Source organism: Kitasatospora sp. NPDC038210, assembly GCF_055600605.1.
This window is the reverse complement of sequence record NZ_JBVJYK010000001.1, coordinates 763,034-785,257: the sequence shown is the minus strand read 5'-3', so window position 1 is coordinate 785,257 and position 22,224 is coordinate 763,034. Positions and strand designations below refer to the sequence as shown.

Genomic DNA, 22,224 nt, shown 5'->3' with positions numbered 1-22,224 from the left:
AGCGCGATCACGACAAGGGGGTAAATACCCATCAGAAAGTAAAGTTGACCATCACTCAGTAAAATTCGCGGCGGAAATCGGGCCGAATCCGCATCTTTCAGCCGATCGGCCCTGCGCGGAACGGGATGCCGCGGCGCCGGGGATTCCCGTGGCGAACTCCGGACACTGGCGAAACCCCGCCACCGGGTTGACCATTTGTCGACACCACGACGTTCCCTTCCCGCTACGCCCCGGCCGAAACCCGGGCCGACCGCGGCGGCCTCCGGGGACGGCCCGGGGAGCCGCCGCGCCGCCCGGGCCCGCCCGCTCCGGATCAGTACCCGGCCAGCCGCTCCTGAGCGTCCGCCAGGTCCTCGGCGGTGGGCGCGTCGTCCTGGGTCAGCCGGTGGCGCCAGTACCCGGTGAAGTCGACCGAGGCCTTGGGCACGCCGCGCTCCTCGACCAGGTGCCGGCGCAGCGCCCGCACCGCCCCGGCCTCCCCCGCCAGCCAGGCGAACGGCGTGCCGGCCGGCAGTTCGGCGGCCCGGACCGCCGCGGCCAGCACCGCGCCCGGGGCGGCGGCGCCCCGGTGCAGCCAGTGCACGGCGAGGTCGGCGCGGCTCTCCAGCGGCTGCTGCTCGGCCGCGTCCGCGACCTCGACGTACGCGAGCGCCCGCACCCCGGCCGGCAGCGCCTCGACCAGCGTCGCGAGCGCCGGCAGCGCCGTTTCGTCCCCGGCCAGCAGCACCCAGTCGGCCGCCGCGGCGGCCTCGGCGTACGGGACCGGCGGGGCGTACTCCGCCGAGGGGCCGACCATCCCGAGTCGCGCCCCCGGCTCGGCCCGCAGCGCCCAGGCGGCGGCCGGGCCGGTGTCGCCGTGCAGCACGAAGTCGATCTCGACCAGCCGGGTGCCGGGCCGGCGGCGACGCAGGGTGAAGCTGCGCATCAGGGGGCGCTCGGCCTCGGGGATCGCCAGGTAGGCCCGGTACCAGCCCATCGGGTCGTCCTGCCGCGCGGGCAGCACGGGCTCGGTCTGCCCCGGGCGCGGGAAGCAGAGCTTGAGCTGCTGGTCCGGGGCGGTGCCGACGGTGTCGGCGAGTTCCTCGGCGGCGAAGGTGATCCGGGCGGTGCGCGGCGTGGTCCGGCGGACCTCGACGACCTCGACGAACGTGACGGGCAGTGTCATCGGGAAACCCCTTCGATTGGTAACCTTACGGCATAAAGAGTTGCCACGGGAGCGATACTTTACGCCATAAGGAGATGTCGGGATGACCGTCTACGCCGGGCAGGGCGACGCCCACCGGTCGCTCGCCCTGCTGTGGGGAGCGCCCGCGGAAACGCGCACCGGGCGCAGCGGCCCCAAACCGGGCCTCAGTGTGGACGCGATCGTGTCCGCCGGAATCGCGGTGGCCGACGCCGAGGGCATGGCCGCGCTGTCGATGCGCGCCGTGGGCGAACGACTCGGCCGCACCGCGATGGCGCTCTACACGTACGTCCCGGGAAAGGCCGAACTGCTCGACCTGATGCACGACCGGGCGCTCGCCGAACTCCCGGCCGGTCCGCCGCCCACGGACGATTGGCGGGAGGCCGTCACCGCCTGGGCCGGGGACCTGTACGACTGCTACCTGCGCCACCCCTGGGTGCTCCAGGTCTCGCAGGCCCGACCGGTGCTCGGCCCGGCCGAACTCGCCGCGATGGAGAGCCTGTTGCGCGCCCTGCGACCGGCCGACCTGCCCCCGCGGACGCTGCGCGGAGCCGTCGCCGCCCTCTGGCAGTTCGTCCGCGGCCTCGCCGCCGCCACCGCCGACGCCCGCGCCGCCGCGGCCGCCACCGGTGTCGCCGACGAGGACTGGTGGACCGAGCGTTCCACCCAACTGGCCGTACTGGCACCGGACTTCGCTGAGCGTTTCCCGCTGCTCACCGGCCTGCAGAGCACTGCCGGCGGCCCGCCGGAGGAGAGCCACCGGGAGGCCTTCCACAGCGGGCTCACCGTCCTGCTCGTCGGCATCGCCTCCTCGGGGCCGCCCGCCGACGCGACGGCCGCCGCGGGCTAGGGCCCTAGACGGCCCGCTCGTCGGACGAGCGCCCCGGCGCCGCGCGTCGCGCGCGGATGCGGTGCGCGGTGCGCAGCCCCTGTTTGGCGGCGGTGGCCACCAGGCCGCCGAGGCTGGTTCTGGCGAGGTCGTGGGCGACGAGGCGTTCCAGCACCGGCAGGGCACGGTCGTCGGCCGTGGCGCCGAGGGCGCGGGCGACCAGCGCCCGCAGGTCCGGGTCGGGGTCGGCGGTGAGGGTGATCAGGTCGTCCACCACCGCCGGGCCGAAGGCGGCCACCGCCGAGGCGAGATGACCGGCCTTCGGGTTCCGGCGCTCCGTCATGACGCGCCAGAGCGCGGCGAGTGCCCGGTCCCCGCCGAGCTCGCCGAGGGCCCGGGCGGCGCTGCTTCGCACCCAGTGGATCTCGTCGTCCAGCCGGGCCGCCAGGGAGGGTACGGCGGCTCGGTCCCCGAGGAGGCCGAGTGCCTCGCAGGCGCCCTCGCGGACCATCGGGTCCGGGTGCTCCAGCAGGGCCGTCACCAGGGGAACGGCCCGGTGGAAGCCGAGTTCGGCACAGGCGAGCGCCGACCACCGCACCCCGGCGTGCCCGGTGTCGGCGAGCGCGCGCAGCAGGCCGGGTTCCAGGCTCTCGTCACCGAACAGGTCGATCCGGTTGAGTGCCTTGGTCCAGACCGTGACGTCCTGGGTCCGGTGGTCGGCGGCGACCTCGGACAGAGCCGTCAGCGCCCGCGGATGGCCCAGTTGGGCCCACTCCAGCAGCGCGTCGATCGCCCGCAGCCTCGTCGCGCGGGCCCCGCGCAGCTCGGCGGCGAGGACCGTGACCAGGGACGCCGGCCCGTCCGGCGGGTGGCCCAGCGCCCTCCCGAGCGGTCCGGCGAGGCCGGGCTCGGACGCGGCCAGCCGCAGGGCCAGCGGGCCGATCCGGGTGCCGACGTCCGCGTCGTAGCGGCCGTCGCCGCGCAGGTTGGCGGCCAGCTTGGCGACCGTGCGGAACAGGAGCCGCGCATCGCCTGACGGGTCGTCGGCGATGGCGTCGAGGCGGCCGGACATCGCCGCCGCGACGGCGGCCGGTGGACGGCCGGTGGCCCCCAGCACCGCCTCCGCCCACGCCGGCGGAGTGTCCTGGCGCTCGTACAGTTGGCGGCCCCAGAGGCGGAGGACGGCGTCACGGTGGTCAGTCATCCCGGGATCGTCCCAGCAGGGATGCCGACGGCCAACGAGTTTTCCGTCCGGCCCGGGTTCCGCACCCCACGACATCAAAACGTAACGTTTCCGTGAAAAGTCGTCAGGCGTAAAGTCTTCCCCAAGTCCTTCCCCATCTGGCATGTTTCCTTCAAATCCCGTGCGATCCCCTCACACCCACGGGTCGAATCGGAGGACACGTGTCACCCCTGATATCCCGGCGGCTCGGCCGCCCGGCCGCCGCCCTCGCCGTTCTCTCGGCCATGGCGCTCGCCACCCCCACGGCACTCGCGACCGCCGCCCCCGCGAACACCGCGCCCGTCGCCCCGGTGGCGGCGCAGGCCCAGGCCGCAGCCCCCGCCGCAGCCACGGCCAGCGCCGCCGGCTGGGCCGCCGGCACCCGGGCCTACCTGGTGATCAGCGCGCCCGCCGACATCGCCGCCGCCAAGGCCGCCGTCGCCGCGAAGGGCGGTACGGTCTTCGCGAGTTACGACGCGATCGGCGTCATCGTCGCGCACTCCACCTCCACCGGCTTCGCCGCCGCGCTGCGGACCGTCAGCGGCATCCAGCAGGTCGGCGCGACCCGCACCTCCGACGTGCCGGCCGACGCCTACAACCCGGCCCTGCCCGCCAACCCCGCCCAGTCGGCCACCACGCTCACCGAGTCCAACCGCTGGGACATGACCCAGATCAAGGCCGACCAGGCCTGGAACGTCACCACCGGCTCCCCGTCCGTCAAGGTGGGCGTGCTCGACACCGGTGTGGACGACCAGCACCAGGACCTCGCGCCGAACTTCGACGCCGCCGACTCGGCCTCGTGCGCGTACGGCAAGGCCGACACCCGCACCGGCGCCTGGCGCGACGTCGACACCCACGGCACCCACGTCGCCGGCACCATCGCCGCCGCGAAGAACGGCAAGGGCGTCGTCGGCGTCGCACCGGGCGTGAAGATCGCCTCCGTCCGGATCGCCGAGCCCACCAGCACCCTGTTCTACGCCGAGAACACGGTCTGCGGCTTCGTCTGGGCCGGCGACCACGGCTTCAAGGTGACCAACAACAGCTACTACACCGACCCGTGGCAGTTCAACTGCCCGGACGACCTCGACCAGGCGGCCATCATCGAGGGCGTCAAGCGCGCCCAGGAGTACGCCGAGGGCAAGGGATCGCTGCAGGTCGCGGCCGCCGGCAACGCGAACTACGACCTGGCGAACAAGACCACCGACACCGAGAGCCCGAACGACTCCACGAAGGTCACCCGGACCATCAGCAACGCCTGCCTCGACATCCCCACCGAACTCCCCGGTGTGGTGACCGTCGCTGCCACGGGCAGCGGCAGCGGCAAGGCCTCCTACTCCAACTTCGGCCGGGGCGTCATCGACGTCGCGGCGCCCGGCGGCGACGGCGCGACCGGCGTCTACTCGACTCTGCCCGGCGGCAAGTACGGCACCAAGAGCGGCACTTCGATGGCCTCCCCGCACGTCACCGGGGTGGCCGCGCTGATCGCGAGCACCGACCCGACGCTCACCCCGGCCGACATCCGGGCGCGGCTGGCGAGCCAGGCCAACGACCTGGCCTGCCCCGCGTCGGACAGCCGCTGCACCGGCACCACCGCCGTCAACTCCTTCTTCGGCGAGGGCCAGGTCGACGCGCTGAAGGCGGTCAGCGGCACCACCCCGCCCACCGGCACGTACTTCGAGAACACCACCGACGTGGCGATCCCGGACAACACCACGGTGGAGAGCCCGGTCACCGTCACCGGCGTCACCGGCAACGCCCCCGCGACGCTCAAGGTCGGCGTGGACATCAAGCACACCTACCGCGGTGACCTCGTCCTCTCCCTCGTCGCCCCCAACGGCACGGTCTACCTGCTGGAGGACTTCCCGAACAACGACAGCACCGACGACGTCGCCAAGACCTACACCGTCAACGCCGCCGCGAGCGCGGCGAACGGCACCTGGAAGCTCCGGGTGAAGGACGGCGCGGCCGGCGACACCGGCACGATCGACGCCTGGAACCTCACCTTCTGATCCGGCGCACGGGGGCGGTCCGCTGCGGGACCGCCCCCTCGATCGTGTGCGGCCGACGCCGATGGCTGCGGCGGTGGACGACGGAACGTCAACCCCCGTGGCGGGAGGGTCGGCGCGTGGCCCTAACCTGTGGTGCTTTCCGGGAACCATGGAAGGCGGACGCGGTGCGGAGCGGCACGATCGTGGCGGGGCGGTACCTGATGGACCGCCCGATGGGCGCGGGCGGCATGGGCGAGGTCTGGGCGGCCCAGGACCAGCTGCTCGACCGACGGGTCGCGGTGAAGCTGCTGCACGAGACCCACCGGGACTCCCGGGACCGCTTCCTGCGGGAGGCACGGGCCGCGGCCGGACTGCAGCACCCGGGGATCGTCGTGGTCCACGACTTCGGCGAGTTCGAGAACGCGCCCTTCCTGGTCATGGAGCTGCTGGAGGGCCGCTCGCTGGAGGCCCACCAGGACGACGGCCCGGTCGCGGTGGGCTGGGTGGCCGAGGTGGGCGCCCGGGTGGCCGAGGCGCTGGCGACGGCCCACGCGTCCGGGCTCGTCCACCGGGACGTCAAGCCGAGCAACCTCTTCCTCACCGCGGACGGCGGCGTCAAGCTGCTGGACTTCGGCCTTGTCCACGAGCGCCCGCAGGCCGCCCCGGACGGTCCGCAGCAGGGCGACCGCACCATCGCCGCCGGCACCCTCGGCTACATGGCCCCCGAACAGTTCCTCGGCCGGAGCGTCGACGCCCGGGCCGACCTGTACGCACTCGGCGGCACCCTGTACGCCCTGCTGGTCGGGCACCCGCCGGTCCGCGGCCGGGCGGACCGGGAGCAACCCGTCCCCCTCCCGCAGCTCCGGGACGAGCGACCGGACGTGCCCAAGGACCTCGAACGGCTGATCCACTCCCTGCTGGAGCGGGAGCCGGCGCGCCGCCCCGCAGGAGCCGCACCGGTCGCCGCGCAGTTGTGGAAGCTGGCCGAGCGCCACGGCCGCCGCAAGCCCCCGCAGACCACGGGGCCGCTCCCCCGGCAGAAGAAGCGGGCCAGGAACGCCGTGCTGATCAGCGCGGGCGTACTGGTGGTCGCGATGCTCGCCATGCGGCTGATCTCCGACCCGCCCTTCGGCTGGTCCGACGACTCCGCGGCCCCGGCATGGACCCCGAACCACCCGACGGCCTCGGCGCGCCCGGCGCAGCTGCAACCCGGCGACTGCGTCGACTACACCGCGCCGGTCGGCCCGGCGGAGGTGAGCCTGGACACCCCGGTCGGCTGGCAGGCGGTCGACTGCGGGAAGCCGCACCAGGCGCAGGTCGGCAAGGTCCTCACGATGACGGCGCCGACCAGCGGGTCGCAGTGGAACACCGCCCTGGCCGTGCTCGGCGCCGCCTGCACCAGCGTCTCCCTGGACGCCGAGTCCGCCCACCCCGGGCAGCCCCTCGCACGGGCGGTGCTCGGCCCGTCCAAGGGCGACTGGCTCTCGGGGGCTGAACGCTTCGCCTACTGCACGCTGCACCCTCGGGACGGCGGCCCGCTCACCGTGGACGTCCGGCCCAAGGCGGGGAGCTGACAGCCCGGGGGCTTCAGCCGCGGCGCGCCGCGGGGATCGCCAGCAGGACGCCGAGCGCCAGCAGGACGGCGTACCCGGCGGTCTCGTGGCCGTGCGGCACCAGGAGGCGGACGAAGCCGAACAGCCGGAAACCCCCGAGCCAACCGGACAGCAGGCCGGAGGCGCCGCCGAGGATCAGCACGAAACCGAGGTAGCCGAGCAGGGTCTTCATACCCCCGAGCCTAGGAATCCGCCACCGCCCGGTCATCCGACTTTCGGCGCGGACCGGCCCCACCAAAGTCGCACACGGCGGGCACCGGGTGAGGGCACCGGGTGAAGGCACCGGACGGAGCAGCGGGCACGGCGGCCGGACGGCGGCCCGGGTACGTTCGCGGTGTGCAGCCCAAGTGTGTGCAGCAGAAGCCCCCGTACGTCACCCGGGCCGCGGCCGGCGCCGCCGCCACGGTGCTGGTGCTCGCCGTCGGCACGCCGATGGCCCTCGCGGCCCTCATACGCGGCGGCGGCGGCACCGGCGTCGTCGGCGTCGTCGGCGGGGAGCGGCTCGGCAGCCCGGACGTCCAGGTCGCACCGCTCGCCGGAGCGCCCGCGCTGCCGTCCGAGCTGAGCGGCCGGTCCTGGCTGGTCGCCGACGCCGGGACGGGCGAGGTGCTCGCCGCCCGCAACGCCCATCTGCAACTGCCCCCGGCCAGCACGCTCAAGATGCTGTTCGCGGACACCGTGATGCCCAAGCTCGACCGCGCGCTGGAGCACCGGGTCACCCCGGCCGAACTGGCCGACGTCGGCGCCGGCAGCAGCCTGGTCGGCGTCAAGGAGAACCTGTCGTACCGGGTCGAGGACCTCTGGCGAGGCGTCTTCCTCGCCTCCGGCAACGACGCCGTGCACGTCCTCGCCCACATGAACGGCGGCGTCAAGCAGACCGTCGCCGAGATGCAGGCCCGCGCCGGGACACTGCAGGCCGGGGACACCAAGGTGGTCTCCCCCGACGGCTACGACATGGACGGCCAGGTCTCCTCCGCCTACGACCTCACCCTCTTCGCCCGCGCCGGGCTGCGCAACGCCGACTTCCGCTCCTACTGCGCCACCCGCACCGCGCGCTTCCCCGGCGGGCTGGACACGCTCACCGGCCAGCGCACCAGCTTCGACATCGCCAACACCGACAAGCTGCTCGGCAAGTACCCGGGCCTGATCGGCGTCAAGAACGGCTACACCACCAACGCGGGCGCCACCTTCACCGGCGCCGCCGAACGGGGCGGCCGCACCCTGCTGGTGACGGTGATGCACCCCGAGGCGAACGGCAAGGTCTACGACGAGGCCGCCGCCCTGCTCGACTGGGGGTTCGGGGCGCTCGGGAAGGTCCAGCCGGTCGGGCAGCTCGTCGAGGACACCGGCGCACCGGCCGCGGCGGCGGGCCCGTCGGCAGGAGCCTCGGCGGGTCCGTCGGAGGCCCCCGGGGCCCCGGAGGCCGCAGCCGCCTCCCAGCTGCCGCCCTGGGCCCAGCCGCCCGTCATCGGCGGCGACGGTCCCGGTGCCGCGCCCGCCGTCTGGACGGCCGCCGTCCTCGGCACCGCCCTCGCCGTCTGGACCGGCGTCCGCACCGCCGCGCTCCGCCGCACCGCACCCGGCCACGCCCCGGCCGGCGCCGGCGCGGCGTACCGCGGCGGCGGCGCGACCGCCGTGGGCGGCGCCACCGGCGTCGGCGGCCGCGGCCACCGGCGGCTGACCCGCCGCGCCCGGACACTGCTGCACACCGGCCGCACCCGCCGGACACACAGGACGCGCTGAGGACGCTGACCTGCGGCCCGATCGACGTCCGGCCCCCTCTAGACTTCCGGCCATGACCACGCCCGACCCCTCCGCCCCGGACCGGCTCGCCCGGATCGTCCAGCTCTCCTCCGGGAGCTACCTGCTCGTCACCACGTACAAGAAGGACGGCACGACCGTGCCGACCCCGGTGTGGGTGGTCCGTGACGGGGAGGCGCTCGGCATCTGGACCGTCGCGGACTCCTGGAAGGTCAAGCGGATCCGCAACCGCGCCGACGTGCTGGTCGGCCCGTGCGACGTCAAGGGCCGGCCGACCGGTGACCAGTACCCGGCGACCGCCGAGATCCTCGGCCCCGAGCGCACCGCCGCCTACCGCACCCTGCTGCGTCAGAAGTACGGCCTGCTCGGCGTGCTCACCCTGCTCGGCAGCCGGCTGCGCCGCGGCGAGCGCGGCACCGTGGGCATCCGGATCACCCTGGCCTGACGACACCGGCCTCGTCACCGCGGCCCGACCGCTCCCCCGTCGCACCGATCCGACCGACCCGGCGGATCGGTGCTCTGCCATGCCCGCGGGCGGATCGTCGCCGACAGGGTCTCCTGCGGCGTGGATCGCCGCCACGGTGCGGGTTCGGCCGGGGGCGGTGCGGGGTGGCAGGCTTGGCGGCCATGGGACACGAGAGCAGGCCGACGCTGCTGGTGGTGGACGGCGCGAACGTGGTCGGGTCGGTGCCCGACGGCTGGTGGCGGGACCGGCGGGGCGCCGCCGAACGGCTGCGGGACGCGCTGGTCGCCGTCGCCGAGCGGGGCCTGCCGGACCGGCCGGGCCCGTTGGAGGTGGTGCTGGTCGTGGAGGGCGCGGCCCGGGGTGTCGCCGGGCTGCCCGCGGTGCGGGTGGTCGAGGCGAGCGGCAGCGGGGACGACCGGATCGTGGAGCTGGTCCGGACGGCCCGCGCCGAGCACCCCGAGCGGGACTGCCTGGTGGCCACCGCCGACCGCGAGCTGCGCGCCCGCGTCGGCGCGCTGGGCGCCGCGGTGACCGGGCCGCGCAGCGTACGGCCCTGATCCGCCCCGGGGCCGGACGATCCGCCCCGGGGCCGGGCGGTCAGTCCCAGGGCCAGGCGGCGCTGTCGCCGCGCTCCAGCAGGGGGATCAGCGCGAAGGACGCGTCGCTGAGGCCGCCGAAGGTGTAGCGATGCGGGCCCGGGGCGCTGTGGCCGGCGGCGTAGCCCGCCAGGTTCCAGGTGTAGACCGGGACGTCCTCGGGGACCGGGGCGAAGACGTTCTGCGACGGCCAGTGGGTCTGCTCGTCGGTCACCACGACCACCCGGTCGTGGTCCCGGTAGTGGGCCCGGACCGCGGCGGCCGTGGAGGTGCCGCCCAGGTTGCGGAAGCGCCGCAGGGTCTCCAGCACCGACGCCTCCGGCTGGACGACCCCGCTGCCGGTGCCGAACTGCACCAGGTCGGCCCGCTCGGCCCGCACGGCCAGCGCGGTGCCGAAGACGGCGGCGGTGTCGGCCCGGTTGAGTCGGCTCCGGGCCGACGGCTGGTCGAACATCGAGCCCGAGCGGTCCACCAGCACCAGGGTGCGGCCCGGCAGCGCGGGCACTCCGGCCAGCGAGTGGCCGAGGGCGGTCTCCAGCGCTTCCGACCAACGCGAGGCGTTCGAGGGGCGCGTGGCCCGGTGGGCGGCCAGGAAGCGGAACGGGAACTGCCGGGAGCGCCGCACCTCCTCCGGGTCGGCGATCCGGCGGGCCACCGCCGCGGCCACCTCGTCGGCCACACCCGCCTGGTCGAAGTTGCGCAGGTTGCGGACCAGCGCCATCGGCCTCATCGAGGGGATGACGGCCTCCCAGGCGGCGGCGTCCAGCGGGCCCTGCAGCCAGCCGGCCAGCGCCTCCCAGGTCATCCCGGCCTCCGCCAGGCGCTCCACCCCACCGGGTTCGGTGACCAGCGCCCGGCGGTCGGCCGGCGGGACGGCGAGCAGGGCGTGGTGGGCGGTCAGCAGGCGCTCGTCGGCGGGGGGCAGGGCGTGCTCCGGGCGGTGGCGGCGGTCCAGCGCGTACCGGAAGAGTGCGCCCTGCCAGGGCTTCGCCGGGTCGGGCGCGGGGTGGGTGAGCTCCAGGACGTCGCCGAAGCGGAAGGCGTGCGAGGGGGTGTCGTACTTCAGCAGCGCGCGACCGGTGTAGAGCCGGCGGACGGCGTCGCCGATGCCTCGGCGCAGCGGCTGGGGCAGCCGGCGGCCGTACCGACCGGTCCAGTACGCGAGCAGTTCGCCGGGTTCGTCGGGCCGTTGGAGCACGGCGTCGACGGCCTGCCGGGAGTGTCCGGCGGCGCCGGCCGCGGCCCGGGCGTGGACGAACTCGGCCGCCCCGACCACCGCGGCGGTCCGGATCCGGGCCTCGGCGCGCAGCCAGCGCAGCAGGCCGAGGGTCCACTGCGGGTCGCTCACGGCGTGCTCGCGGATCAGCCGGACGTAGCGTTCGTCGCGCTCGGCGGCCGCCTCGTAGAAGCTCCCCTGGCCGAACAGGTGGGCGACGGCGAGGAGGAACAGCTCGGACTTCGGCTCGCGGACGTACCCGGTTCCGCCCTGGTGGTTGGTGACCGCCGTGCCCGGAGCCCTGCTCGGGGCGGCCGGCTTGCGGGAGAGGAAGGGCGGCGGCGCCGACCGCAGGTGCGCGACCTCGGGGACCGGCCACAGGCCGTCGGTGGCGAGCGGGGAGGAGACCCCGCGCCTGGTGAGTCCCGGTAGTTCTCGCCGGATCTCGGCCCTGGTGTCGGCCTTGGTCCGTTCGCGGCTGAACCGGGTCATGCAGATGTCCCCCTGGTGGGTGGTCAGGCTGGGGAAGGGAGGGTGCGGGCGCACGCCGAGGCGGGCGCCTCCCGGGATCGAAGTGGCACCGGGGGCACTTGTTTTTGTCAGATGAAGTAACCGGGGCCGAGCGCATCGGGAGGCGCCGTCCCGGACGCTACTCCGTCGGGCCCGGCCCGTCATCCGATTATTTCCGACGCCTGCGCGCGGGATTCTCGGAGCGTACGGGAACCGATCGCGGGGTGCGTCCGACTGCTGTGGGGTGAGTGCGAAATCGCCGGGTGTCCGGCCGTCGAGTGTGCTGGCGGGGTTCGCCCTGCTGCTGGTGGTGGTGTTCGTGGTGGCCTACGGGGTGGGCCGGCAGGTGGGGCCGGTGGCGCCCGGGCTGCGGCCGGGCAGCGGCGGTGCGTCGCCGGGGACGGGCGGGCACGGCATGGACGGGCACGGCATGGGCGGGACGCGGTGAGCGCGGTCGCGGGCGCCGACGCCCTGGTGTCCACCGACCTCGCGGTGGGCGGGATGACCTGCGCGGCGTGCGTGGGCCGGGTGGAGAAGCGGCTGGGCCGGATCGACGGGGTGACGGCCGGTGTGAACCTGGCGACCGGGCGGGCCCGGGTGCTGCACCCGGCCGGGGTGCCGGTCGAGGATCTCGTGGCGGCGGTCGAACGGGCCGGCTACACCGCCGAGTTGGCGCCGATGGGAGCGCCGGCCGGGGGGCCGGCGGAGGAGCCGGACGAGCGGTGGCGGCTGCTGGTCACCGCCCTGGCGGCCGTCCCGGTCCTGGTGCTGTCGATGGTGCCCCTGCTGCAGTTCACCGCCTGGCAGTGGGTGTGCTTCGCACTCGCCGTCCCGGTGGTGACCTGGGGCTCGGCCCCGTTCCACCGGCGGGCGTGGCAGGGGCTGCGGCACGCGGCGGCGACCATGGACACCCTGGTCAGCCTCGGCGTGGTGGCCTCCTTCGGCTGGTCGGCGTACGCGCTGGTGTTCGGCGGGGCAGGGGATCCGGGCATGCGGATGCCGTTCTCGCTGACCGCCGACGGCGGCGGCGCGGCGCACGTGTACCTGGAGGCGGCGGTCGGGGTGCCGCTGTTCGTCCTCGCCGGGCGGCTGCTGGAGGGCCGGGTGCGCCGGCGCAGCGGTTCCGCGCTGCGGGCGCTGGCCGAACTGGGCACCAAGCAGGTGTGCCTGCGCGGCGCGGACGGCGAGGAGCGCGCGGTACCGATCGAACTGCTGCTGCCCGGGCAGGAGTTCGTGGTGCGTCCGGGTGAGCGGGTGGCCACCGACGGGGTGGTGGTCGAGGGCGGTTCGGCCCTCGACCTGAGCCTGCTGACCGGGGAGAGCGTGCCGGTGGAGGTCGGCCCCGGTGACCGGGTGGCGGGCGCGACGGTGAACGTCGGCGGCGCGCTGGTGGTCCGGGCCACCGCCGTCGGCGCGGACACCCAACTGGCCCGGATCACCACCCTGGTGGCGGACGCCCAGGCCGGCAAGGCGCGGGCGCAGCGGCTGGCCGACGCGGTGGCCGGGGTGTTCGTGCCCTGCGTGCTGACGATCGCGGCCGCCGTACCGGGCTTCTGGCTGGGCGCGGGCGCCGCCCCGCAGGCGGCGGTGACGGCGGCCGTCGCGGTGCTGGTGGTGGCCTGCCCGTGCGCGCTCGGGCTGGCGACGCCGACGGCGCTGCTGGCGGCGACCGGGCGGGGCGCGGAGCTGGGTGTGCTGGTGCGCGGCCCGGAGGTGCTGGAGAGCCTGCGCCGGGTGGACACCGTGGTGCTGGACAAGACCGGGACGCTGACCACCGGCCGGATGGAGCTGGCCGCCGTGACCGCCGCCGACGGCGTCGCACCGCAGGAGGCGCTGCGGCTCGCGGGCGCGGTCGAGCACCGCTCCGAGCACCCGATCGGCCGGGCCGTCGCGGCCGCCGCCCGGGAGCGGTGCGGCGAGCTGCCCGCCGTGGACGGCTTCGCGGCCGCCGCCGGGCTCGGGGTGTCCGGCACGGTCGAGGGCCGGGCCGTCCGGGTGGTGCGCCCGGACGACACCGCGCTGCCCCCGGAGCTGGCCGGGGCGGTGGCGCAGGCCGGGGAGGCCGGCCGGACGGCCGTCGCGGTCGAGCTGGACGGGCGGCCCGCGGCCGTCCTGGCGGTCGGCGACACGCTGCGCTCGGGCAGCTGGCGGGCGCTGCACCGGCTGCGCGGGATGGGCCTGGAGGCCGTCCTGCTCACCGGGGACGGCGCCGGAGCCGCCCGCGCGGTGGCGCAGGAACTGGGCATCGAGCGGGTGGCGGCCTCGGCCTCGCCCGAGCGCAAGGCCGAGGTGGTGGCCGAACTGCGCGCCGCCGGACGGACGGTGGCGGTGGTCGGCGACGGCGTCAACGACGCGGTCGCGCTGGCCTCGGCCGACCTGGGGGTGGCGCTGGCCTCGGGCAGCGACGCCGCGATCGGCGCGGCCGGACTGACCCTGGTGCGCGGCGACATCGAGGCGGTGGTGGACGCCGTACGGCTGGCGCGACGGACCCTCGCCACGATCCGGGCCAACCTGCTGTGGGCCTTCGGCTACAACCTGGTGCTGATCCCGCTGGCCTCGGTCGGGCTGCTCAACCCGATGCTGGCGGCGGTGGCGATGTCGCTCAGCTCGCTGCTCGTGGTGGGCAACAGCCTGCGGCTGCGGACCTGGGAGCCGGGGCGGGGCGGACCGGCGCGCGGAGGGCGCCAGCGCGGCCGGACGGGGGGCCTCCGGTGAGCGCGCGGGAGACGGCCGGGCGGCGCGGCGGAGGTCTGTCGGTGCGCACGCGGAAGGCCGCCGGGCGGCGCGGCGGAAGTCTGTCGGTGCGCACGCGGCAGCGGCTGGCGGCCGTGGGACCGCCGGTCGGCGCGGCCGCGCTGGCGCTGGTGCTGCTCACCGGGTGGACCGCGGTCGGCGGGGCGGGCCGCACCCGTCCGCTGGAGGCCGGGCCGGGCTGGGTGCTGCTCCCGGCGGCGGGCGCGGCCTCGGCCGCGACGGCAGCCTTCTTCACGGTCCGCAACCCGGGTGACGTTCCGGACGAACTGACCGGCGCCCGCTGGGAGTTCGGCGGTAGGATCACGCCGAAGCGGCACCTCCACCAGGGCGCGGCGGGCCGCTGGGAGCCCGCGCCGTCCCTGGCCGTCCCGGGCGGCGGCGAGCTGGCGATGTCCCCGGAGGACGCCGACCTGATGATCGCCGACCCGCCACCGCTGCGGGCCGGCCAGTGGGTGGAGTTCACCCTGACCTTCCGCCGCAGCCCCGAACTGCGGCTCAGGGCACAGGTGCTGGCGCCGTCCGACCGGCCGCGCGCCGACCGGCAGCGTTCCGAGCAGCCGCATTCCGAGCAGCCGGGTACCGAGTAGCCGCGCACCGAGCGGCCCGCCGGACCGCTCAGGTCCCCGCCGGCCCGTCCAGCGTCTCCGTGACCGGGCGGCGGGGCGTGGCCGCACCCGGCGGGCCGTAGCCGACCCGCAGCACCAACTGGACGTGCCCCGGCCCCTCCGCCGGATCGCGCAACGCCCAGCGGGTGTCCGGCCACTCGACGGCCTGGTGCCAGACCGTCAGCCGGACGCCGTGCACGGTGGCCAGCAGCCAGACCCGTTCCAGGGCCTGGCCGGTGCGCAGCCAGTCCGGCGGGCCGTCGCCGGGGGTGGTGAGGGTGCACAGCTGCGGCAGCGCCTCGAAGCGGTGGGACGGCGGCGCGGGTGCGAGCGGCGGGCGGCCGGCGAACTCGCGCATCGGCACCCTGGCGTCGTGGTCCTGCGAGCCGAGCGCGGACCACGGGATGCCGTCCCCGGCCGCGGCACCGTCCGTCCGCAGCCAGGCGCGGGACTCGGCGGTGCGGGCCGGGTCGGCGGCGTTGCGGTCCTCGGCCTCAGCGGTCAGGGCCAGCACCCGTCGCACGCCGTCCTCCTCCAGGACGGCCAGCGCCACGCCTTCCTCGCGGGCGGCGGTGATCAGCTCGCCGAGCACCGCCTCGGGGACGTCGCGCTGGGTGAACGGCTCGCGGCTGGAGTGCCGGGCGGCGATGGCGGGGTGGAGGTCGCGGCCGAAGGGCGTCCGCTCCCGGGCCGGACCGGAGAGGTCGAGCACGGCGAGCAGACCGGGGTCGGCGGCGTCCGGGAGGAGCCGGACCACCGGCTCGCGGCCGAGCCGCCCGGCGGCCACCCGCAGGTTGAACACGGCCGCGCCGACCGCGATGTGCACCGCGGCGCCGACCGGATCGGCCAGCGGCACCGAGCGGCCGGGGTCGGCGTGCACGGCGAGGCCGTGGCCGTCGGGGGTCGGTGCGAAGCGCCAGGGCTGGCTGTTGTGCAGCGACGGCGCCGCTCCGCCGGCGGCGGCGAGCAGCCGCAGGTCGGCCGGGCCGAGCGCCGCGAGCGGGGCCGGGGTCCGGGCCGGGGTCGGCGCCGCGGGCGGGTTCGGGTTCGGGTTCGGGTTCGGCACCGGGGTCGGTGCTTGGGCGCGCGTCATGACGATCCACTCCTTCGGCCGGAGAGCGGTCCACTGGCGCGACCGCGTGGTCCTCACTGCTACCGAGCCTGCACTCCCGGCCCGGCCGACGACAGAGCCGTACGGCCCCCCGTCCGCCGGGCCCAAGGGCCCGTCCTCGGCGACGCGGCCGGGCCCACCGACGCGGCGGGGCCCGGCGGACGCCACCCGCCAGCCGTCAGGCGTCAGGCGTGCGGGACGACCGCCACCGGGGCCTCGGCGTGGTGCAGGACCGCGTGCGCGACCCGGCCGAGCCGGGGGCCGAAGTCGACCGGGCGGTTGCGCCGGCCGACGACGACCAGCGAGGCCCCGGCCGAGGCCTCGACCAGCGCGCGGGCGTCGCCCAGCCGGACGTCCTCGACCACCTCGACGCCCGGGTACTGCTCGCGCGGGCCGGCCAGGGCGAGCGAGAGCAGCTTCGCCTCCAGCGCCTCCAGCTGCTCGATCTCGCCCGCCGGGACGGCCCCGCCCGCGTAGCCGAACACCGGCGGCAGGTCCCAGCCGTGCACCGCCCTCAGCCTGGCGCCGCGCAGCACGGCCGCACGGAAGGCGAAGTCGAGCACCTCCTCCTCCGTGCCGTGCGCGTCGACGCCGACCACCACCTCGCCCGTGTCCTGCGCCCCCTCGTGGGCGTCGCGCACCACGACCACCGGCACGCCGCTGCGGCCGGCCACCGCCATGCTGACCGAGCCGAGCAGCAGCCCGGTGAAGCCGCCGCGGCCGCGCGAACCGAGCACCAGCAGGTCGGCGTCCGCAGCGGCGGCCACCAGGCCGTCGACCGGCGCGTCCAGCACCGCGTCGGTCTGCACGGCCAGCTCCGGGTGGCGCCCGCGGACGTCCTCGGCCGCCTCGGCCAGGGTCCGCTGGACGACGTCGGGCAGGTCGTCGGGCTCGGCGAACGAGGACACGCCGTCGGTCAGCCACGGCCACGCGTGCACCAACCGCAGCGACGCGCCCCGGCGCACCGCCTCCTCGGCGGCCCAGTGCACGGCGGCGGTGCTCTGCGGCGAGCCGTCGACCCCGGCCAGTACGGTTGACGTCAACTCGTTCCGCTCGTTCATGAGCGTCCTCCACGGTGTCGCGTTCGGCGGTTCCGGCGCAGGATACGGCGCGTGCTGACGCCCCGTCCGCTCCGTCCCCACCCTGTCAGCCGCGCCGTACCGGCGGCAGGGGCCGCAGGGCCCCCGGGCTCGGGACCAAAGACCCGCTCCGGCGGAGCCCGGATCCGACCCCGCCGTACCGCTCACCGCCCCGCGGGCACTACCGTGAACGGGGAGATCCCGCTGGTCGGACGGCACCCGAGCCGGGCCGGGGGCGGACTCGGCCGGTCAGGGCGGAACACGAGGAGGACAGCGGTGGGCGGAGCGGACGGCAGCGCGGCGGGTGGCGGCGCGCGGATGCCCCGGCTGCGCCTGGACGAGCTGCTGGAAGAGCTCCAGTGGCGGATCGACGCGGCGCGCGGGACGCAGAACCGGGTGCACAGCCTGCTGGAGGCGGTGCTCGCGGTCGGCCGTGAGCTGGATCTGGCGCAGGCGCTGCACCGGATCGTCGAGGCGGCGGCGGACCTGGTGGACGCCCGCTACGGCGCACTGGGGGTGATCGGTCCGGACGGGCACTCGCTGTCGCAGTTCCTGACGGTCGGTCTGACCGACGAGGAGATGGCCGCGATCGGCCCGCCGCCGTCCGGTCGGGGCATCCTCGGCGAGCTGATCCGCGAGCCGCAGCCGCTGCGCTGCCCGGTGCTGTCCGACCACCCGGCCTCGGTCGGCTTCCCCGCCGACCACCCGCCGATGCACACCTTCCTGGGGGTGCCGGTCCGGGTGCACGGCGAGGTGTTCGGCAACCTCTACCTGACCGACAAGCGCGGCGGGCTGGACTTCGACGAGGACGACGAGGCGGTGATCTCCACCCTGGCGGTCGCGGCCGGGGTGGCGATCGACAACGCCCGGCTGTACGAGGAGGCGCAGCTGCGCCAGCGCTGGCTGCGGGCCAGCACCGAGATCACCCGCAGCCTGCTGTCGGGCGCGCCGCGCCTGGAGGTGGTCGAGCTGATCGCCCGGCGGGCCCGGGAGATATCCGGCGCCGACCTGGCGGACGTGTCGGTGGCGCTGGCCGGTCCGGAGGAGCGGGCCGAGGAACTGGCCGTGGAGGTGGCCCTGGGCGGCGTGCCGTCGGGGCGGCTGGGGGTGACGGTGCCGGTGGACGGCACGCTGTCCGGCGCCGCGTACGCCTCCGGTTCGCCGGTGACCAGTGACGACCTGGCCTGCGACGCCCGGTTCCCGGCCGGCCCGGCGGGCCGGTTCGACGGGCTGGGCGCGGCGGTGGCGGTGCCGCTGGGCACCGGCTCCGGGTACGGGCGGGGCGTGCTGCTGCTGGCCCGGGCGCAGGGGCAGCCGGCGTTCGGGCCGGAGGAGACCGGCCCGCTGCTGGGCTTCGCCGACCAGGCCGCGCTCGCCCTGGAGCTGGCCGAACGGCGGCGTGACGCCGAGCAGTTGAACCTGCTGGAGGACCGTGACCGGATCGCCCGGGACCTGCACGACCTGGCGATCCAGCGGCTGTTCGCGACCGGGATGACGCTGCAGAGCGCGGGCCGGCTGATCGAGAGCCCGGCCGCCGCGGACCGGGTGGCCCGGGCGGTGGCGGACCTGGACGAGACCATCAAGATCATCCGCTCGACCATCTTCGGCCTGCGCGCCCACAGCGAACCCGACCGGGGCCTGCGCGCCCGGGCGACCCGGGTGGTCACCGACGCGCAGGGGCCGCTCGGCCTTGCGCCCCGGCTGAGCATGGAGGGCCTGCTGGACACCGACGTGCCGCAGGAGCTGGCCGAGCACGTGGTGGCCGTCCTCGGCGAGGCGCTCAGCAACGCCGCCCGGCACGCGCAGGCCTCCCGGGTCGAGGTGACGCTGCGCGCCCTCGCCGGGCGGGTGGTGCTGACCGTCACGGACGACGGTGTCGGCGTCCCCGAGGGCGGGCGGCGCAGTGGGCTGCGCAACCTCGCCGAGCGTGCGGAGCGGGTCGGCGGGTCCTTCACCGTCGGACCGGCGGAGGGCGGCGGCACCCGGCTGGCCTGGGAGGCCCCGATCGGGTCCTGAGGCCCGCACCGCCGGGGCCGGTCGCCCTCCGCCGACCGCCGGGCCGCCCGGCCACCCGAGGGTGACCGGGCTGCTACGGGCGGCGGGCTTCCGCCCCTCCGGGCCGGTCCCGGTCGGGCCGGTCCCGGTCGGCGACAGACCCGATCGGCTTCGGTCCCGGTCGGCGTCAGACCCGGTCGGCTTCGGTCCCGGTGGCGTCGGGGCCGTGGTCGGGGATCCAGGAGCCGTGGATGCCGGCCGTGACCCGGCGCGGCAGGTGCACGGTGGCCACCCGGTCGAGGCCGGAGGCGTCCAGCACGAGCAGCTGGGAGGCGTCCTGCTTGAGGTCGGAGACGACGGTGAGCAGGTAGCCGTCGTCCTCGGCGGTCGCACCCGCGGCGGGCACGAAGACGGCCTCGCTGGGCAGCCGGGCGTCACCGATCCGGCGGATCCGGCGAGCGCCGGTGACCCGGTCGTACTTGACGATGCCGTACTCCCCGTAGCCCTCGTCGTCGGGGAAGGACACGGCGTACTGGTAGCGGTGCTCGGCGCCGAGGTACTCCTCGTTGAGGGTGGGGAACTCCACCGGCAGGTCGTCGATGATCTGCTCGTCGACCGTGCCGGCGGCCGGGTCGACCACCCAGCGGCGGTTGAACGAGCGCGAGAGCGGCTCGCTGCCGCGCCCGGGCGCGCCGACCCACCAGTTCCAGGAGCGGCGGAAGCCCTCCGCGTCCACGGTGGGGCCCTCCAGGACGACGCGGCCCAGGCCGTCCTCGTAGGCGTTGCCGACGTGCAGCAGGTTGCCCGGCTCGATGGAGAACCAGCGGATCCGCCCGGCGCCGTCCCCGGCGCGCGGCATGAGGCCGATCCGGGCGGGCTGCTCGTCCCGCCAGCCGTACGGGATGCCGGAGTGCTCGGCGGGGTCGAAGGTCACGTTGCCCTCGATGAAGACCACGTGGTGGCGGGTCAGGCCGAAGTCGTGCTTCAGGGCGGCGCTCGCCCCGGGGACTTCGACGCTGCGGATGATCTCGCCCTCGGCGTCGGCGACGTGGTACGTCAGGAACGGCGGGACGGGCGAGGACCCGAAGAAGTGCAGCTCGCCGGTGACCGGGTCGACCTTGGGGTGCGCGGTCATCGCCGTGCGCAGCCTGCCGCCGAAGTCGTGGGCGCCGACGGTCTCCAGTTCGGGGGTCAGCTCGAAGGGCAGGTTGGCCTCGCACAGCGCCAGCAGCCGCCCGGCGTGCTCGATGACGTGGGTGCCGGCGACGCTGGCCGTCAGGTCCGGGCCGTGCTCGGTCAGGTACGGCGCGCCGTCCAGGGCGGGGGTGTGCACCCAGCGGTTGCGGTACCACTCGGCACGCCCGTCGCGCAGCCGGATGCCGTGGACCATGCCGCTGCCCTTGAACCAGTGGGTGGGGGTGACGCCGGGCTTGGGGTTGTGGCCGTTGCGGATCAGCCGGCCGCTGAGCTCCGGGGGCAGGGTGCCCTCGACGGTCAGGCCGGTGGCGGTGATCTCGTCGGCGACGGGGGTGTAGTGGCCGGTCAGGTACGGCTTGGCGGTCATGCCGAGAGCCCTTTCGATGGGTGTGACGGTCGGTCGGGTGGTTGGTCGGTAAGTCGGTAAGTCGGTCGGTAAGTCGGTCGGTAAGTCGGTCGGTGGCCCGGTGTCAGCCGGGCAGTTCGGCACGGGCCCGGCCGTGCTCGGGCTCGGGCCCGGGTGCCGGGGGCTCGGGCGCCGTGGGCCCGGCCGTCACGGCCCCCCGCCGGTGCGGCGCACGAGGAGCACGGCCAGCAGCGCAGTGACGGCCGGCACGCCGGCGGAGAGCGCGAAGGCGGCGCGGAAGCCGGCGGCCAGGGCCTCCCGGTGGGGCTGGTGGGCGGCCGCGTGGGCGGTGACGGACCCGGCGAGGGTGGTCAGGACCGCGAGACCGATCGCACCGCCGACCTGGCGGGTGGTGTTGACCAGTCCCCCGGCCAGCCCGGAGTCCCGGGGCGGCACCCCGTCCACCGCGAGCGCGGTGAGCCCGACGAAGGCGGTGCCGAGGCCCAGTCCGACCAGCAGGCTCGGGCCGAGGACGTCGGTGGCGTAGCTGCCGTCGGCGCTGATCCGCGCCAGCCACAGCAGGCCGGCGGCCTCGGTGAGCAGCGCGGCGACCAGCGTCGTGGTCGCCCCGACGCGCCGGGCCAGCCGCGGAGCCAGCGCGGCGCCGAGCATGTTGGCGGCGGCGAGCGGGAGTTGGGCCGCCCCGGTGGCGAGCGGCCCCGATCCCAGGACCTGCTGCAGGTGGAGCGGCAGGAAGAAGAACAGCGCGATCCACACCGAACCCAGCAGCGCCATCAGGAGGTTGCCCACGGCCACCCGTCCGGTGGTGAGCAGCCGCGGCGGGATCAGCGGGTTCGGCCGGCGGCGCTCGATCACGGTGAAGGCCGCGAGCAGGACGACGGCGGCGCCCAGGGATCCGACCACCCGCCGGTCGCCCCAGCCGGCTCCGCGTGCGGTGGTCAGGCCCCAGACCAGGCCGGTCAGGGCGAGGGTGACGACGACGGTGCCGGCCAGGTCGAACCGCCCGGCCCCGCGCCCGGCCGCCCGGGGCGGCTCCGCCGGTACGAGCGCCACCACGGCGGCCAGCACCGGGACCGACCCGAGCGCGACCGCGTGGAAGACCCAGGGCCAGCCCCACGCCTCGGTGAGGACACCGCCCAGCAGGACGCCGCCCGCCCCGCCCGCGCCCGAGACCGCGCCCCAGACCCCCAGAGCCCGGCCGCGCCCGGGGCCGGAGGGGAACTGTTCCACCGCGAGGGCGAGCGCGGCCGGGGCGATCGCCGCCGCGGCCAGGCCCTGGACGGCCCGGGCGGCGATCAGCGGGCCTGCGGAGTCGGCCAGTCCCGCGGCGAGCGATCCGGCCGCGAACAGCGCGAGCCCGGCGGTCAGCAGCCGGCGGCGGCCGAGCAGATCGGCCGCCCGCCCACCGGCCGGCAGCAGCGCGCCGAACGCCAGGCCGTACGCGTTGACCACCCAGGTGACGCCGCCGTCCGAGAGGCCGGTGCCGGCGCGGATCTGCGGCAGCGCGACGTTCACGATCGAGGTGGCGACCATGACCGTGAACTGGGCCGCGGCGAGCGCCCCGAGCGCCGCCCCCGGTCGGGCGGACCGGCGCGGTCCGTCGTGTCCGTACGCAACGTTCATGCCGCACAGACTCGGACCGGGCGCTGTCCACCTGCCAGGCCCGGGCCGGGCGAGGACTGTCCACCGCTGTCCGCACCTGTCCACCCGCTCCCGCCGGCCGTGCCCGCGG

Annotated in this window: 18 protein-coding genes; 10 read left to right on the top strand and 8 right to left on the bottom strand. The window is 76.0% G+C overall.

Translation table 11 applies throughout. From position 1 onward, the window contains the following. Positions 1-313: 313 nt before the first annotated feature. Positions 314-1,165, bottom strand: a complete 852-nt coding sequence (locus ACZ7KX_RS03165) for a siderophore-interacting protein (protein WP_470324999.1) — start codon at positions 1,163-1,165, stop codon at positions 314-316. A gap of 82 nt (positions 1,166-1,247) precedes the next feature. On the opposite strand from ACZ7KX_RS03165, the gene ACZ7KX_RS03160 reads away from it, so the two are divergent. Further along, the gene (locus ACZ7KX_RS03160) at positions 1,248-2,033 is read left to right on the top strand and encodes a TetR/AcrR family transcriptional regulator (protein WP_470324998.1); all 786 of its coding nucleotides are present in this window, start codon (positions 1,248-1,250) and stop codon (positions 2,031-2,033) included. A gap of 4 nt (positions 2,034-2,037) precedes the next feature. On the opposite strand, the gene ACZ7KX_RS03155 is transcribed toward ACZ7KX_RS03160, so the two are convergent. Continuing rightward, entirely contained in the window at positions 2,038-3,216 is a 1,179-nt protein-coding gene (locus tag ACZ7KX_RS03155; protein ID WP_470324997.1) for a HEAT repeat domain-containing protein, read from the bottom strand. A 263-nt stretch (positions 3,217-3,479) separates the two neighbouring features. Between ACZ7KX_RS03155 and ACZ7KX_RS03150 the strand changes: the two genes are divergently transcribed. Beyond that, a complete protein-coding gene (locus ACZ7KX_RS03150; RefSeq protein WP_470325100.1) occupies positions 3,480-5,243 on the top strand; it encodes a S8 family peptidase in 1,764 nt (587 codons plus the stop codon). 164 nt (positions 5,244-5,407) lie between these two features. Then, entirely contained in the window at positions 5,408-6,796 is a 1,389-nt protein-coding gene (locus tag ACZ7KX_RS03145; protein ID WP_470324996.1) for a serine/threonine-protein kinase, read from the top strand. 13 nt (positions 6,797-6,809) lie between these two features. Here the strand turns inward: ACZ7KX_RS03145 and ACZ7KX_RS03140 are convergent, their stop codons facing one another. Continuing rightward, positions 6,810-7,007 carry a hypothetical protein gene (locus tag ACZ7KX_RS03140; protein WP_350526818.1) on the bottom strand — a complete coding sequence of 66 codons (198 nt, stop codon included), beginning with the start codon at positions 7,005-7,007 and terminating at the stop codon, positions 6,810-6,812. A 179-nt stretch (positions 7,008-7,186) separates the two neighbouring features. Between ACZ7KX_RS03140 and ACZ7KX_RS03135 the strand changes: the two genes are divergently transcribed. The 3 genes from ACZ7KX_RS03135 (at position 7,187) to ACZ7KX_RS03125 (ending at position 9,619) form a co-directional block, all read left to right on the top strand. Continuing rightward, positions 7,187-8,578 carry a D-alanyl-D-alanine carboxypeptidase family protein gene (locus ACZ7KX_RS03135; RefSeq protein ID WP_470324995.1) on the top strand — a complete coding sequence of 464 codons (1,392 nt, stop codon included), beginning with the start codon at positions 7,187-7,189 and terminating at the stop codon, positions 8,576-8,578. Between the two features lie 52 nt (positions 8,579-8,630). Further along, positions 8,631-9,041 carry a PPOX class F420-dependent oxidoreductase gene (locus tag ACZ7KX_RS03130; protein ID WP_470324994.1) on the top strand — a complete coding sequence of 137 codons (411 nt, stop codon included), beginning with the start codon at positions 8,631-8,633 and terminating at the stop codon, positions 9,039-9,041. A 182-nt stretch (positions 9,042-9,223) separates the two neighbouring features. Beyond that, positions 9,224-9,619 (top strand): PIN domain-containing protein, encoded by a 396-nt coding sequence (locus ACZ7KX_RS03125; protein WP_402800079.1) that lies wholly within the window; start codon positions 9,224-9,226, stop codon positions 9,617-9,619. A 40-nt stretch (positions 9,620-9,659) separates the two neighbouring features. On the opposite strand, the gene ACZ7KX_RS03120 is transcribed toward ACZ7KX_RS03125, so the two are convergent. Further along, on the bottom strand, positions 9,660-11,366 hold the full coding sequence (locus ACZ7KX_RS03120; RefSeq protein ID WP_470324993.1) for a TROVE domain-containing protein: 1,707 nt from the start codon (positions 11,364-11,366) through the stop codon (positions 9,660-9,662). Between the two features lie 262 nt (positions 11,367-11,628). On the opposite strand from ACZ7KX_RS03120, the gene ACZ7KX_RS03115 reads away from it, so the two are divergent. From ACZ7KX_RS03115 to ACZ7KX_RS03105, 3 genes are all read left to right on the top strand, one after another. Continuing rightward, positions 11,629-11,832: a hypothetical protein gene (locus tag ACZ7KX_RS03115; protein ID WP_350525237.1), complete on the top strand. Its 204-nt coding sequence runs from the start codon at positions 11,629-11,631 to the stop codon at positions 11,830-11,832. Continuing rightward, positions 11,829-14,099: a heavy metal translocating P-type ATPase gene (locus ACZ7KX_RS03110; protein WP_470324992.1), complete on the top strand. Its 2,271-nt coding sequence runs from the start codon at positions 11,829-11,831 to the stop codon at positions 14,097-14,099. The genes ACZ7KX_RS03115 and ACZ7KX_RS03110 overlap by 4 nt, the downstream gene beginning before the upstream one ends. A gap of 86 nt (positions 14,100-14,185) precedes the next feature. Next, entirely contained in the window at positions 14,186-14,725 is a 540-nt protein-coding gene (locus ACZ7KX_RS03105; protein ID WP_470324991.1) for a copper chaperone PCu(A)C, read from the top strand. A gap of 28 nt (positions 14,726-14,753) precedes the next feature. Here the strand turns inward: ACZ7KX_RS03105 and ACZ7KX_RS03100 are convergent, their stop codons facing one another. Next, positions 14,754-15,836, bottom strand: a complete 1,083-nt coding sequence (locus ACZ7KX_RS03100; protein WP_470324990.1) for an Acg family FMN-binding oxidoreductase — start codon at positions 15,834-15,836, stop codon at positions 14,754-14,756. 203 nt (positions 15,837-16,039) lie between these two features. Continuing rightward, positions 16,040-16,915 (bottom strand): universal stress protein, encoded by an 876-nt coding sequence (locus tag ACZ7KX_RS03095; protein ID WP_470324989.1) that lies wholly within the window; start codon positions 16,913-16,915, stop codon positions 16,040-16,042. 336 nt (positions 16,916-17,251) lie between these two features. On the opposite strand from ACZ7KX_RS03095, the gene ACZ7KX_RS03090 reads away from it, so the two are divergent. Beyond that, complete coding sequence (locus ACZ7KX_RS03090; RefSeq protein ID WP_470325099.1) at positions 17,252-18,949, top strand: sensor histidine kinase; 1,698 nt, start codon at positions 17,252-17,254, stop codon at positions 18,947-18,949. Positions 18,950-19,115: 166 nt separating this feature from the next. Here the strand turns inward: ACZ7KX_RS03090 and ACZ7KX_RS03085 are convergent, their stop codons facing one another. Together ACZ7KX_RS03085 and ACZ7KX_RS03080 are read right to left on the bottom strand one after the other, a co-directional pair. After that, on the bottom strand, positions 19,116-20,492 hold the full coding sequence (locus ACZ7KX_RS03085) for a carotenoid oxygenase family protein (RefSeq protein ID WP_470324988.1): 1,377 nt from the start codon (positions 20,490-20,492) through the stop codon (positions 19,116-19,118). Positions 20,493-20,678: 186 nt separating this feature from the next. Continuing rightward, positions 20,679-22,115 carry an MFS transporter gene (locus tag ACZ7KX_RS03080; protein ID WP_470324987.1) on the bottom strand — a complete coding sequence of 479 codons (1,437 nt, stop codon included), beginning with the start codon at positions 22,113-22,115 and terminating at the stop codon, positions 20,679-20,681. Positions 22,116-22,224 lie beyond the last annotated feature (109 nt).

Excerpts from the sequence above, each read along its gene's own strand:
- ACZ7KX_RS03165 (WP_470324999.1), bottom strand. The coding sequence starts at position 1,165 with ATGACACTGCCCGTCACGTTCGTCGAGGTCGTCGAGGTCCGCCGGACC.
- ACZ7KX_RS03160 (WP_470324998.1), top strand. The coding sequence starts at position 1,248 with ATGACCGTCTACGCCGGGCAGGGCGACGCCCACCGGTCGCTCGCCCTG.
- ACZ7KX_RS03155 (WP_470324997.1), bottom strand. The coding sequence starts at position 3,216 with ATGACTGACCACCGTGACGCCGTCCTCCGCCTCTGGGGCCGCCAACTG.
- ACZ7KX_RS03150 (WP_470325100.1), top strand. The coding sequence starts at position 3,480 with ATGGCGCTCGCCACCCCCACGGCACTCGCGACCGCCGCCCCCGCGAAC.
- ACZ7KX_RS03140 (WP_350526818.1), bottom strand. The coding sequence starts at position 7,007 with ATGAAGACCCTGCTCGGCTACCTCGGTTTCGTGCTGATCCTCGGCGGC.
- ACZ7KX_RS03130 (WP_470324994.1), top strand. The coding sequence starts at position 8,631 with ATGACCACGCCCGACCCCTCCGCCCCGGACCGGCTCGCCCGGATCGTC.
- ACZ7KX_RS03125 (WP_402800079.1), top strand. The coding sequence starts at position 9,224 with ATGGGACACGAGAGCAGGCCGACGCTGCTGGTGGTGGACGGCGCGAAC.
- ACZ7KX_RS03120 (WP_470324993.1), bottom strand. The coding sequence starts at position 11,366 with ATGACCCGGTTCAGCCGCGAACGGACCAAGGCCGACACCAGGGCCGAG.
- ACZ7KX_RS03100 (WP_470324990.1), bottom strand. The coding sequence starts at position 15,836 with ATGACGCGCGCCCAAGCACCGACCCCGGTGCCGAACCCGAACCCGAAC.
- ACZ7KX_RS03095 (WP_470324989.1), bottom strand. The coding sequence starts at position 16,915 with ATGAACGAGCGGAACGAGTTGACGTCAACCGTACTGGCCGGGGTCGAC.
- ACZ7KX_RS03090 (WP_470325099.1), top strand. The coding sequence starts at position 17,252 with ATGCCCCGGCTGCGCCTGGACGAGCTGCTGGAAGAGCTCCAGTGGCGG.
- ACZ7KX_RS03085 (WP_470324988.1), bottom strand. The coding sequence starts at position 20,492 with ATGACCGCCAAGCCGTACCTGACCGGCCACTACACCCCCGTCGCCGAC.
- ACZ7KX_RS03080 (WP_470324987.1), bottom strand. The coding sequence starts at position 22,115 with ATGAACGTTGCGTACGGACACGACGGACCGCGCCGGTCCGCCCGACCG.